The 12,807-nt window shown below is 71.2% G+C and carries 12 protein-coding genes; 10 read left to right on the top strand and 2 right to left on the bottom strand.

What is annotated here, in order from left to right; genetic code table 11:
• Positions 1-11 precede the first annotated feature (11 nt).
• The 6 genes from AC07D6_RS27065 to AC07D6_RS27040 all read left to right on the top strand — a co-directional run bounded on the left by AC07D6_RS27065 (position 12) and on the right by AC07D6_RS27040 (position 6,495).
• Positions 12-206, top strand: a complete 195-nt coding sequence (locus AC07D6_RS27065) for a WD40 repeat domain-containing protein (RefSeq protein ID WP_479048579.1) — start codon at positions 12-14, stop codon at positions 204-206.
• A 21-nt stretch (positions 207-227) separates the two neighbouring features.
• Positions 228-464 carry a WD40 repeat domain-containing protein gene (locus AC07D6_RS27060; RefSeq protein ID WP_479048744.1) on the top strand — a complete coding sequence of 79 codons (237 nt, stop codon included), beginning with the start codon at positions 228-230 and terminating at the stop codon, positions 462-464.
• Between the two features lie 198 nt (positions 465-662).
• Entirely contained in the window at positions 663-1,400 is a 738-nt protein-coding gene (locus AC07D6_RS27055) for a hypothetical protein (protein ID WP_479048759.1), read from the top strand.
• A gap of 70 nt (positions 1,401-1,470) precedes the next feature.
• Positions 1,471-2,628, top strand: a complete 1,158-nt coding sequence (locus tag AC07D6_RS27050; RefSeq protein WP_479048742.1) for a hypothetical protein — start codon at positions 1,471-1,473, stop codon at positions 2,626-2,628.
• Between the two features lie 441 nt (positions 2,629-3,069).
• A complete protein-coding gene (locus tag AC07D6_RS27045) occupies positions 3,070-5,505 on the top strand; it encodes an SdrD B-like domain-containing protein (RefSeq protein WP_479048576.1) in 2,436 nt (811 codons plus the stop codon).
• 309 nt (positions 5,506-5,814) lie between these two features.
• Positions 5,815-6,495 carry a hypothetical protein gene (locus tag AC07D6_RS27040; protein ID WP_479048573.1) on the top strand — a complete coding sequence of 227 codons (681 nt, stop codon included), beginning with the start codon at positions 5,815-5,817 and terminating at the stop codon, positions 6,493-6,495.
• A gap of 7 nt (positions 6,496-6,502) precedes the next feature.
• Here AC07D6_RS27040 and AC07D6_RS27035 read toward each other — a convergent pair whose 3' ends face one another.
• On the bottom strand, positions 6,503-7,840 hold the full coding sequence (locus AC07D6_RS27035; RefSeq protein ID WP_479048570.1) for a right-handed parallel beta-helix repeat-containing protein: 1,338 nt from the start codon (positions 7,838-7,840) through the stop codon (positions 6,503-6,505).
• Between the two features lie 86 nt (positions 7,841-7,926).
• Between AC07D6_RS27035 and AC07D6_RS27030 the strand changes: the two genes are divergently transcribed.
• Complete coding sequence (locus tag AC07D6_RS27030) at positions 7,927-9,084, top strand: Dyp-type peroxidase (protein WP_479048568.1); 1,158 nt, start codon at positions 7,927-7,929, stop codon at positions 9,082-9,084.
• Between the two features lie 134 nt (positions 9,085-9,218).
• The gene (locus AC07D6_RS27025; protein ID WP_479048566.1) at positions 9,219-9,560 is read left to right on the top strand and encodes a hypothetical protein; all 342 of its coding nucleotides are present in this window, start codon (positions 9,219-9,221) and stop codon (positions 9,558-9,560) included.
• A 669-nt stretch (positions 9,561-10,229) separates the two neighbouring features.
• Here the strand turns inward: AC07D6_RS27025 and AC07D6_RS27020 are convergent.
• Positions 10,230-11,423: a trypsin-like serine protease gene (locus AC07D6_RS27020; protein ID WP_315875987.1), complete on the bottom strand. Its 1,194-nt coding sequence runs from the start codon at positions 11,421-11,423 to the stop codon at positions 10,230-10,232.
• Between the two features lie 186 nt (positions 11,424-11,609).
• Between AC07D6_RS27020 and AC07D6_RS27015 the strand changes: the two genes are divergently transcribed.
• Both AC07D6_RS27015 and AC07D6_RS27010 read left to right on the top strand, forming a co-directional pair.
• Positions 11,610-11,792: a hypothetical protein gene (locus AC07D6_RS27015; RefSeq protein ID WP_479048563.1), complete on the top strand. Its 183-nt coding sequence runs from the start codon at positions 11,610-11,612 to the stop codon at positions 11,790-11,792.
• Between the two features lie 150 nt (positions 11,793-11,942).
• Positions 11,943-12,164 (top strand): DUF6207 family protein, encoded by a 222-nt coding sequence (locus AC07D6_RS27010; protein ID WP_479048561.1) that lies wholly within the window; start codon positions 11,943-11,945, stop codon positions 12,162-12,164.
• Positions 12,165-12,807: the final 643 nt, after the last annotated feature.

The raw sequence follows: 12,807 nt of genomic DNA, 5'->3' as shown, positions 1-12,807 counted from the left end.
GAGCGTGGGATGTGCCGCACACGGTCGGCCTGTGCCGGCCAGGAGCAGGGCGTCGGGCTGACGCGGGTGGGCGGTGGCACGCGGCCACACGCGAGCAGATCGGGGATGCGCTGACCGGCCACCGCAGCGGCGTCACGTCCGTGGAGTTCAGCCCCAACGGGACGATCCTGGTCACTGGCGGCATGGACCGCACGGTCAGGCTCTGAGACGTCACCACCGGGCGCGAGATCGGCGATCCGCTCGACGGACACAGCGCTGACGTCACCGGTGTGGCCTTCGGCCCCGGCGGTAGCACGATGGTCAGCTGGGGCAGGGACGGCACGGCACGGGTGTGGAACATCGAGGCGACTGTGGATCCGGTGCGGTCACTGTGCAGATGGGCCAAGGGCGCCTTCACCGCCGACCGATGGCGTGACAACGTGCCGCCGGGCCCCGCCCCCCGCGCACTCTGCCCGGCATCCTGATGGACGTGCGCCGGGGCGGGCTCGGTGTCTCCCGGCCGGCTCGGCGCGATCGACCGCTCCGGACCGACGGACGCGTCGGCTGCTTCGCCGGCGCCCCGGTGCCGCGCACACGTCGGCGGCGATCCAGCCTTCGAGGACGCCGGTGGAGCGGGACCAGCGAAGGCCGGCCGCCGTGCGGTCCGCCGACGAGCCGCCGGAATGACCGCGACCGAGGCCGCGGCCGTGCTCGAGGAAACCCGGCCGCGGCAGCATCTCGACCACGACCGCCAGGACCTGGTCGATGACGAACGCGGCCTGGCCGAAGTCGCCGAGTGGGGGTGCACCGTGCGGCTGTTCACCACCACCACCACCACCATCGGCGGCTACGCTCCGGAGACCGACGCCGTCGTCCAGAAAGCCGACCAGCGAGCTGCGGAAGCCGAGCAGCAGCGTCTCCAGACGCAGCAGCAGCTCGCTGCGCTCGTCGGATCCGGCCGACTCGACCGGACCGTGGAGAGCCGGCCGGGACTGCCGAAGCCCGCGCAGACCGAGACCCGGGCCCTGTGGTGGAGGAGGATCACCGATCCTCTCTGGCAGCCACCGCAGGCGGAACTGCGTGCGGCCGAGTATGTACGCGTCATCCTGCCGACGGGCGAACGGTTCGACGATCCTTCCACCGTACGGGGCCGCACCGGTCCGCCCGGCCCCGTGTTTCGGTCCCGGTCGAGGGCATACGGGTGTCACGGCGCCGGGCGGCGCCGTTCACCCCCAGGAGGTCCCGTGCTCGCCATCGTCGCCGCCGTCCTGTTCCTCATCGCCTTCCTGATCAACGCGGCGGACATCGCCACCAACGACGTCTTCGCCTCGACCAACTTCATGCTCGTCGGGCTCGCCCTGTTGGCCCTGCACGTCGCGGGCGTCGGCAGCGGCTGGTCCGCCCGGGGACGTCGGCACTGACGCCCTCAGGTCGCCACGGCCCTGGAGCGGCGCGGCCTCCGCCACGGAGCGGGCACCTTCCTGCGCCGTCCTGTACGGAAGCCGGCGGTACACGCAGCCCGGGAACGACTGCCCCGTGACGAGGACCGTGAAGGTCGTCTGCCAGGACGGTGCCCAAGGGCCGTGCGACGCCCAGGTCGCGGGCGTACCGCAGCGCTGCGAGACCGGCCCCGCCGTGCACCAGCAGCGTCTCCCCGGGCGCCAGCCGGGTCAGCTCTTCCAGGCTGTGCTGCACGGTGAGGTAGACCGCGGGCAGGGTCGCGGCCTCGCCGTGACCCATGCCGTCGGGGATGCGTCCGGTCTGCTCGGTTCGCACCCGTACGTGGGAGGCGAGCGTGCCGTGACCGAACGCGAACACCCGGTCCCTGGGCGCGGGTTCCGTCACCCCTGGTCCGACGGCGACGACGTCCCCGGCGCATTCGAGACCGAGCGCCGGCCCGCCGGGCACCCACGCCGGTCGGTGTGCGAGCCCTGGTTCGCGCAGCCGGAGGGCGTGGGGGCGGCCGGCGCCGTCCTCCTTCCACGCGGTGGGAGCGCAGTCGAAGGGCCTGGGCACGAACCTGCCCCGCCGGGTGAGGACCACCTCGTCGTCACCGGTGGGGTCGAGCAGTTCCCGCGTGATCCGCCCGGCAGCCGTGGACGGGTCGGCGCGGTGCTCCACCGACAGCCGGCGGACCGTCGGCCCCGGTCGCTCGTTGGCCAGCACGCGTCCGTCCCCCACACTGCGGCGTCGGCGGGATGTCCGGGCCCGGTCGGCTCCGGGAACGACCGGTCTTCCCGGTCACCAGCCACAGCGCGCCGCCGCGGTCCGGCCTCGCGGCGCCGCAGGCGTCGGCCACGGCCCGCACCAGCCCGGCCCGGCGCACCGTGCCGGCCCGGTCATCCTCCCCGGCCGGGGAGTCGAGGAGTACGACCACGCCGTCCTGCCGGCCCAGACCCAGCGAGAGCCGGGCCCGCCGGGGGCCGGGGACGCGGCGTCTCACATCGGCAGAATCGGGGGGTGCAGCCGTCCTGGGCGTCCTGGAGGAGTCCACCTGTTCGGAGTGCTCGCGTCATCCGGACGGTACCGGTCCTGAAGGGACGGGATTCGGCCATCACTTTCACTGTCGCACATTCTTTCCGGTTGTCATTCTCCGAGCGCTCGGAAACGATCGCGGATGCCGATGGATGTGAGGGATCCTGCTGGTGACGGCGAGATGCCAGGGATACGATATCGCGCGCTGCTTGCGTTGGCAGTCGGTGAGGTCGGGGGTTGGGGGAGAGGGCGCCGTGGTTGAGCTGCAAAAACACGTAACCCGCAGCGGTCCTGCCCGAAGTCGTGAACGTATGTTTGCTTTTCCTTGCCTGCGGCGCTTACCACTCACCCACAATCTTCTTGCGATCACCACGAAGCGGTCCACGAAACAGGAGTGGACCCTTTTTCCTTCCGTGACGTTCGCGGCCGGTGTCCGCGCCCGGGGTCGGGAAGCGGACGCGCAGCGAGAAGCGGGTGCTTCGTTTTCACGACGAGAGAAATCTGGAGTGTGATGCCATGAACCGATCAGGCAGGACCGCGCGCCGGTTACCCCGGAGGCTCGCGGAGCCGCCGGCGCGCATCGCGTTATCCGTTCTCCTCCTGGCAGGCGGCGCCGTGGGGGCGACGGCTGGACCGGCCGCCGCTTCGACCGCCGACGGCACGCTGACGGTCGAGGTGCTGCGTGACTTCTTCGGCACCGGCGTGATCAACGCGACGATGGACGTGCCGCAGCGGGGCATGAAGGTGGCGGTCACCGACCCCGCCGGGCGCGTGGTCACCGGCGTCACGGATGCCACCGGAAAGGTCGTGGTGTCGCCGTCGGCCGCGCTGAGCGGCGGCCGGTACCGCGTCGACGTCAGCATCCCGGCGCCGTACAGCGACTATCTGCGGGCGGCGCCCGCATCCACGGCGGAGAACCACTTCGACAGCTTCACGTCGTTCGTGGACGTGTCGGACGGAAAGAACGCCTCGGTGGTGACGGCGGTGTGGAATCCGGCCGACTACACGCTGCCGGACTCCCGGTACTTCGTGCCGGTCCACAACGGCCCCAACGCGACCGACAACCGGGCCTTGGTGGCGTTCGGTACGAAGGCCCGGGGCACGTGTCCCACCGATGCGGCGTGCCCGACCACGCTGGCCACACAGGACCAGGTGGGCACGACGTTCGGGCTGGCGTACGACAAGTACCGGACCCGGCTGTTCCAGAGCGCGTTCGCCCGCCGGTACGCCCCGTACGGGCCCCAGGGCGGGGGCGCGATCTACACGGTGCCGGTCAACGGCTCGGGCGCGCCGAAGCTGTTCGCGCGGGTGCCGGACGCCGCGGTGACGCCGCACGACACCACCAACATGATCAAGGACGCCGGGTTCACCGACGCGCCGGGCAAGGAGAGCATCGGTGGCCTGGCCCTGTCGGAGGACGGCTCCACGCTGTACGCGGTGAACCTGCGGACCCGCAGCCTGGTGAGCTTCGACGCGACCGGGGCCACCGCCGCGGCGCCCAGGTCCACGGTCCCGATCCCGGATCCGGGGTGCGCGAGCCCCGAGGACTGGCGGCCCTTCGGTCTTGAGGTCCACGACAACAGGCTGTACGTCGGTGGCGTGTGCAGCGCGGAGAGCACGCAGCAGCGCACGGACCTGAAAGCCGTCGTCCACACCTTCGACGGCAAGCGGTTCACCACACTGCTGAGCCATCCGCTCACAGCCAAACGTGGCAGCGTCCACCGTTCCGACGCCGACCATGCCACCCACTGGAACCCGTGGAACACCAGCCTGGACACATGGGACGACCGGAAGGTGCGCAACACCTTCATCAATCCGCAGCCGGAGCTGGCCTCGCTCGCCTTCACCCGCGACGGCTCGATGATTCTGGGTTTCCGTGACCGGTTCATGGACGTGCTCAGTTGGGGAGGGCTGGACCCGCGCCCGGGGAACGACACGCCGCAAAACGGCATGTCCGGTGGTGACATCACCATGGTCTGCGCCACTCCCACCGGTGGGTACGAGTGGGAAGGCACCGGGAGCTGCCCCAACCGCGCCACCCCGGCCAACAGCGGCACCCAGGACGCCGATGTCGTCGAGTACTTCCCGGGCGACTTCTACGGACGCGGCGTGCACCAGGAGACCGCGCTGGGGTCGGTGGCCTATATTCCGCAGCAGCAGTGGGTCGTCAGCACGGAGTTCGACCCGGTCGTCGAGGTCGCGACCTCGGGGACCGGGTACCACCACATCACGACCGGTCAGGGCCCGGGCAATGACCCGACCGCCAACGGGTTCCAGTTCGTCAGCGCGGAACAGGGCGGGTTCGGCAAGGCCGGCGGGCTCGGTGACATCGCGTACGCGGCGGCGAACGCGCCGATCCAGATCGGCAACGTCGTGTGGTTCGACGGCGACCGCAACGGGATCCAGGACCCGGGGCACGTGCTGCTGCCGGGGGCGACGGTCAACCTGCTGGACGCGGACGGCAAACAGGTCGCCACGACCAGGACCAATGCCGCCGGCGAGTACTACTTCGGTGGTGTCGGCGCCGCGTACGAGCTCACGCCGGGCGCGAAGTACACGGTGCAGTTCGACGTGTGCACCGCGGACACCAGCAAGGTGCCCGAGCAGCCCCCGGCGAGTGAGCTGAGGTTCACGCTGCCGCGGGCCGGTGCCGACCGTGCGCACGACTCCAACGTGACCCCGCCGACCACCGGGCGGTTGTGCAACGGCTACGCGCCTGTCACCGCCCCGGACAAGCCGGGCGGGGTCGATCACACGATCGACGCCGGGGTGTACATCCCGAAGGAAACACCGACCCCGACTCCCACACCAACCCCGTCTCCCACACCGACTCCGACCCCGACACCGGCTCCGACGCCGCCGGCGGCCTCCACGCCGCCGTCGCCCGCACCTCCCGCCAACCACCCGGCCCCGGCCGGTGGAGGCGGGGGTTCGCTGGCGAACACCGGTACGGCCGGGCTGCCGGAGATGATCGGCATCGCCGGGCTGCTGGCGGGTGCGGGCCTGGTCATCGCGTTCGTGACCCGGACTCGTCACGCCCGGAAACACTGAACGAACCGCACCACGGTGATCTGCCCGTCCGCGAACCCGGACGGCGCGGGCGGGCAGATCACGTCTCGGCCGGTCCACAAGGGCCGGCCTTCGCGTCGTCCGCCACCACACCGTCCGGCCACCGCGAGCCCGCGGCGGCCGGACGGTGTGGTGATCGAAAGGGTGAATCGGAGAGTGTCAGCGTCGAACCGCGTGCGGAGCGTGAGAATCCGGCAAGCCCCACTGGGGCGTCCGGCTGACCGGCGGCGATGGCCGCGGTCGCGCCGGGCCGCAGCCGCCATCGGCATCGCGGTGGCCACACTGGCCGCGGTGACCGCCTTCCTGATCGCCGACGGCGACTCCGGCGGTGACGGCCCGCGCTCGCTGACGACGGACGAGGCGAACCGACTGGCCATCACGCGATTCCGTAACTACCAGGCACAGGGCCGCGCGGTGACGATCACCGTGCCGGGCACTGCCGGCGGGGTGACCGTCACCGGGTCCGTCGACTATCGGCGCAAGGTCGGTTACGGCGTGGTGCACGGGAGCGGGCGCAGCGAGTCCAGCGACGGGCTGATCCAATGGACGCCCACCTCGGTGCGCGTCCGCCCGATGACGGACGCTCCGGCGCACGCGCCCGCGTCGCCGCCCCGTTCGGGCTGGTACGACCGTCCGCTGCTGTCGTCCGGCAGCGCGCTGGACACCTCCCTGTCCATCGCGCTCGGCCTTGGCGGCGACCGGCCGGACAACGCCGAACTGTTACCGCAGAACGGCGCCGCCTGGTGGGGACGGGAGCGGGTGGACGGGCGATGGGTGGATGTCATGGCCGGGCCGTCCTCCCCTGACCGCTCCGGTACGGCGGGCAATGTGCGCTACTGGATCGGCTCCGACGGCACCATGTACCGGGTCCGCGTCAGCGTGGGTTCGCAGCCGGAGCCGGTGGTCATCGATTTCGACACCCACACCTACGTTCCGGTCGAGCCGGTACCCGGAACCACCCCGGCCCGGTAGCCGCCGTTCAGGACGTCCGCACCCGCGCGTGCGCGGCGAGCAGGGACGCCGGCGGCAGCCGGATGTCCTCCGTCTTCGGCAGGTCCGGGACGGGCGGGACGACGGTCGCGCCGGCGGTGGCGGCGTCGGGGAACTGCGGCTGCGGAGCAGGCGCCGCGACCTCGGTGAACGGGATGCCACCGGGGGCCGTCGGCGCCGCCCAGGTGCCGGCCGGCGAGGACGACCCGGCCGGCAGCGGACAGACCGCGGTCGTCGCGAGCCGGGCGGGCACGGTGGTGCTCAGGTCGTTGCCCCGCAGGCAGTTGCCCCGTCCCCGCGTGGCGGTGGGGAACGCCCAGCCGACGTCGACGCCGTTGCCGGTGAACGCGTTGTCCACGATCTGGTTGCCGGTCGGAGGTATGTCGGCGGTCGCGGTGATCACCAGCCCGGCGTTGCGGTTGCCGGTGATGCGGTTGCGGACGAACCGGTTGTCGCTGCCGCCGTCGACGCCGGCGCCGATGCCCCACCCGCCGTCGGCCTGCTCCGGGGTGGCCGTCTGCTGGTTGGCGGCGATCAGATTGCCCGCGATGACGGAACCCTTCTGCGGGAGCAGTTTCTCCTGGTGGTTGGAGTTGGTGGTGAGTCCGACCCGGTTGCCCACCAGGCGGTTGCCGACCACGTACATGTTCTCGCTGGCGTTGGTGCCCTCGTAGCCGACCGCGTTGAGCTCGGCGACGTTGTCCCGCACCACGATGTTGCAGGGCTTGCACTGGCCGACGTAGATCCCCGAGTCGGCGCCGCCCGAGGCGTACGAGTGCTCGATGACACCGTTCTGGGCGGAGAACGCATAGATGCCGTACAGGCCGTTGCGGGTCGCGGTCACGTGGGAGACCAGGAACGACTTCAGGAAGGTGACGGGCTCGTCGCCGGTGTCGTAGCCGCCGCTTCCCCCGGGCAGGCCGGCGGCTGCCTTCGCCGAACCGGTGACCAGGACCCCGTTCTGCGTGTTGTTCTTCACGGTCAGGTTCTCCACGGCCACCCCAGGCGCCGAGACGACGACGCCGCTGGGCTGCTGCAACCGCCCGTCGATGACGACCTGGTCCCGGGACAGACCGCGAAGTGTGATGCGCGCCGTGTCGATCCTCACCGACTCGTGGTACACGCCCGGCGCGACCAGGACCAGGTCACCGGGCCGGGCCAAGGACACCGCATCCGAGATCGTCGGGGCGTCGGCAGGTACCCGGATCGTCACGTGCGCACCGGCCGGACGCCGGCCTTTTCCCGATCCGCCATCGCCACCGCAGCCGGCCACCAGGGTCAGCGCGCCCGCTACCGCCGCCAGCACGCGAAGAGCTAATCGAGGCATGATCCCAGTCTGACATGGCACCCAATTCCACGCCAGAATTGCCATGTTGAGCAGCACGCGCGATGCGGGTGTGGCACCCTGCCCCCATGCGCCGAGCCGATCACCACCCGACACGCCGCACGTTCCTCGAAGTCACCGGCGCCATGATGGTTGCCGGTCTGACCGCCGGGTGCACATCGGACTCCACCCGGCCGGGCCGGCACGCCCCTGCCCCAGGGGCCACGCCCCTGCAGGTGTCGGCGACGGGCCGCCATCAGGCGGGCATCACGCTTCCCCAGCCGGCCCAGCCCCACCTGCTCGCCGTGGTGGCGGACCTCGGTGCCACCGTGGCTCCCGGTCCGTTGCTGGCCGAACTCGGCGAGGCCATCCGCACCCTCACATCGGGGACGGACGCGCGGCTCCTGGGCCTGCCGCCGGGCGACCTCACCGTGACCGTCGGCGTAGGCCCCCGGCTGGTGCGCGCGGCCGGTGCCTCGCTGCCCGGCGCGGCCGACCTCCCGCGGTTCTCCCGCGAGCGGATCGCCCCGCAAGCACGCGGCGGTGACCTGCTGATCCAGATCTGCGCCAGCGACGCGTTGCTCCCGCCGGTCGTCGCCGCCGCGCTTGTGGACCAGGCCGGTGACCGCATCCGCGAACGCTGGCGCCAGTCCGCACGCCGCGGTACGAACGTATCCGTCGGCGACGGCCTTGCCGCGCCGCGCAACCCGCTCGGTTTCATCGACGGCATCGTGGGCCCCCACACGACCGCTGAACAACGACGCGACCTGTGGCTGGCGGGGCCCCCTGCGGTCGCCGGCGGCACCCTTGCCGTACTGCGACGTATGGAACTCGACCTGCCGCGGTTCGCCGCCCTGTCCGTAGCCGAACAGGAAGCGGTCATCGGGCGGCGCCGGGCCGGCGGCGTCCCCCTCTCCGGCGGTACCGCCGCCTCGGGCCCGGAACTCGGAGCCAAGACACCGGACGGGCGCTATCTCGTCCCCGCGGACGCCCATGTGCGCAGGGCGCACGCCACCGTGGTCGGGGTCGGCCTCATGCTCCGCCGCTCCTACAGCACCGACGAGCCCGCCCCCGGCCTGTTCTTCATCAGCTTCCAGAACGACCTGCGGACCTTCACCGCCACCCTCACCCACATGGAGACCTCCGACGCGCTGCTGCCCTTCACCACCACAACCGCGAGCGCGACCTTCCTGGTCCTCCCCGGCTTCGACCGGCGACGCCCGCTCGGTTCCGGGCTGTTCGGTTGAGCGCGATCACCTTGACGGCGGGGAGACCGCGATGCCTCACACGGAGCTTCCGCCCCCTTGAAGTCGCAGCTCAAAGGCTCGTGTGACCGTCTCTCGGAGGGCTCGCGCCGGTCGATGACGGCGCGGACCTTGTCATGCTCGCCCCACACGGCGTGGTGGAAGGCGAGTTCGAGGACGGCTTCGATTGCGGTGATGACGGCGTCGCGGATCTCGGCGCGCAGCGCGCGGGCGGCTTCGAGGCAGTGTGGGGTGCCGGCGTCGCGGACGAGGGCGGTGATCCTCACGGTGAAGCCGGTGGGGCACAGGTCGAGGTCGGTGAGGAGTTGCTGGGCGAGGTGGGTTTCGTCGTCGGCGGTGTCGGGGTCGGTGAAGGCCAGGACGAGGGCGCGGTGGGCCTGGCTGGTGGCGCGTTCGCCGGCGACGCCGTGCTGCTCGGCCTGGTAGCGGGCGGCGGCGTATGCGGTTCGAACACCTGAGTGGATTACTGGCCTGTGGGTTCGACTGCCGCTTCCAAGGCGCTGGAGGGCTGGCGCGGCGATGTCGGCGCGGCACGCGGACCGCGTGGAAGTACCGGCCGCATTCGACAGCGACCGTGCGAGAGCGCGGGGTCCACGGCCGCGTGGAGCCCGGTGTGGCGAGGGCCAGCCCTGGCTGGGCGGGTCGGTCAGGCAAGGAGCAGGCTGTCTCAGAAGCCGTTGTCGTAGCACGCCGGTTCCGGGCGGAACTGCGGGCGAGCGGCGCGCTCGTGGACGCCCCGGCCGGCCCCGGGGCGCGCTGGGTGGCGGCCCGGGACATCGAGTGCAACTCCTCCTCGGCCGCCGCCGCGTTGGTGTACGGCTACGACGCGTACACCGCTGACACGCTGAGAATCGCATCCTGCGCGCCGCCGGCGAGCGGCCGCTGCGGCTGCCGGGCGTCCCCGGCCCCGTCTGGCGGCGCCTGGCCCACCAGCGGTCCGGCTCGCCGACACCTTGCCGCTGGTGCGGGGACAGGAACTGCCGCACTGACAGCCGTCCCGCCTCGGCTCCCACCACCAGCCCGCGCTGCGACTCACCGAGGCCGCCGCGACGGAAGCCGGCGTCCTCCCGGCCTTCACGGCCGCCGAGGACGCCGGGCGGGCCCTGGCACGGGCCGCGAGGACGGATCTACCTGTTGATCCAGATGCCGAAGTCCCGCGTGGCCGTGTAGAAGTCCTGGAAGCCCAGGCGCGCCCCCGCACTACGGGTTACCGTGCCCTTGGCGATCGCGCCGCCGGTGGCCGAGGCGGTGTAGATCGGGCCGCCGCTGTCACCGCTGCGGGCCGCCTCCCGACCGTCCATCTGCTCCGCCTCCACCAGGTCTTCGGAGTCGTTGTAGAAGAAGAGGACCTTCATGTTGCAGACCGGGCCGCCCGTGACTCGTGCGCTGGTGATTCCGGACTGGCACAGGTACTCACCCGGGAAGACGTGGTCCCAGCCGTCGACCCGCACGCCCGCGTCGCTGTCGGGTCCCCCGGTGTACATGAAGTTGTCGGAGTTCGTGGGGATGAGCATCACGTCGTGGGCGTCACTGGACTTGGTGGAGGTGCCGATGTAGGTGCCCTGCGGGTTGGTGAACCGATTGCCGCTCCGACCGCAGTGCTCAGCGGTGAGCAGGTAGGTCGCGCTTGCGTCACGCACACCGAACCCGGCCGTGCACGCCCCGCCATTGAAGTTTATCTGTGCTCCGCCCGACCACGGCGCACCGTCGTTCACACGCGAGCGTTCCTGGAGAGGCTCCTCGCTGATCGTCTTCACGGACACGCCGGCGATCCGGTCGACCGTGCTGTGGTCCTGCGCGACGGAGGCGGTGCGTGCCGCGCGGGTGGTGTCCTGTGCCAGGACCAGTCCGCTGCCGTCAGTGGGGATCTTGACACTGTGGCCGAGCGAGGGGTCCTTCTCCAGTCGGGCTTGTAACAGCTCGGAGGCGTCCTTGAGTTCGGCCAGCGAGTGGTCCGCGGCGACGATGTGCACGGGGGCGGTTCTGCGGGCCCGCTCCGCAGCACGCTGTACGGGCTCGGGCAGGTCGCCCTTCCACCACAGGGTGACGTGGTCTTCCTGAAGGCCGATGCCCGTGTAGCCCTCGTAGTGGCCCCGCTCCTGGGCCTTGGCCAGGATGCTCGCAGCGGCGACGAGGGGTCGCTGCTCGTTCATCTTCCGCAGGTTGTCGGCGCCGACAACCTGTGAGATCGGGACGCTCTTCTCACTGTTACCGTCGCGCTGCTGCTCGGCGCTGGCGCCCGGGGCGAGGGTGCCGACGAGCGCCATCGCCGCGGCCAGGGCCGAACCCGCAGCCCACAGGCTGGTTCTGCCGTATCTCATGAGTATGCCTTTCCTCTTGGCGTAGCAGTCTGTGATCAGACGGCACAGGCATCCTCATGGGCCCCGATTTACATTCGATCTACAAATGATTAATACCAACCAGATACTCGGGGGTCGGAAGTGAAACACGGAGTCGCACGTGCAGCCGGGTGCGGTGCCGGGAAAGCCACCTTCTCGACGGACTCCGTGAAGACGTACCGCTCGACGTCCACGCACGGCTGGACGCCGACCGAACCGTCGAACCGAGTGCCGTACCGGCTCCGGCGCGACCGGCAGGGAGCCCGGCTCCACCGCAGCGTGCTCTCCACCGCCGTCGGCCGGAAGACGGCCGGACCCCACGCCCGTCATGCCGACTTCCTGCGCACCTGAAGGACGGACTGCCGCACTCGGCCCGCGACACCCCAAGTGGGCGCCCCCGCCGGCACCTTCACCCAGCCGCTGTCGTCCACGCGGCGCCCGGCTCGCCCGGCTCGCCCGGCTTCTCGCGATCTCCGGCGATAGTGGAGATCGCGGCAGCCGATGACGAAACCGCACCCGCGGTCCAGGAGTTGCCCGCCGCTCCGTGCGATCGCACCGGCGGACCGTACGAGCCTGGAGCCCGGCGAGCCCGGTGTACGGCCGCGCTGCTTCCTGGACTTGCGCCACGCTCGTGGCGCCGGGGGCGGCCGGCCAGGTTCCGCTGACCAGCCATGGCCGGGTTCATGGTCGGGGTTGGCGGCAGCCGTCGGTGACCCGCTCTAAAAGATCCGAACGAAATGGCTAGGCGAAGGCCCCTTCCACCACGCCTTCACCTCTGAAGGCCAGCGCAGGAAGCCTGCACCCGCCGAGCTGTGCCGGCCCCGGTAGCAGCTCTGCCCGACCACCGGGTTGCCACCGCCCGGTGATCGCCTGCCGGTGCCCGCCGCCTCTTCTGCCCCCGGTTCCAGCGCTCTGGACCGGGGACTTCTTCACGCAGGACACCTGCTGCCTCGAGACCTCCTTGCGGCCCCGGTACGCGGGGAGCAGGGCCTTCTCCCGGGATGGCGCCTCGTGGCGGGGCTCTGGTGGCAGGTGGCTCGGATCCGACGCTGGTGAGATCGTGCAGTGAGCCGCCACCATGCACATGTAAGGAAGAGGGGGGAAGTCTCCTTCCTGCATCGGCCGGGCGCGCGGGGGTGGCTCAAGGGGCCGGGGGCGGAGGCCTTTGTCGGACTCCCGTTCGGTCAAGTCGTTCTTGTGTGCGAGTTAGGCTCCAGCGCCATGACCAGTGACCATGGATTCACCTGCACATGCTGCGGGGCCCGCCACCCTGAGCTGCCGATGCACTACGCGGCCGAGGCCCCGGCCGTGTGGGATCCGGCTTTCGCCGGGGCCGAGGACTGCTTGCTCTCGTCGGACCAGTGCG

The sequence above is a fragment of the Streptomyces sp. NPDC045287 genome, assembly GCF_056432325.1.
The sequence above is the reverse complement of the archived record's forward strand: the minus strand, read 5'-3'. Positions and strand labels throughout refer to the sequence as shown.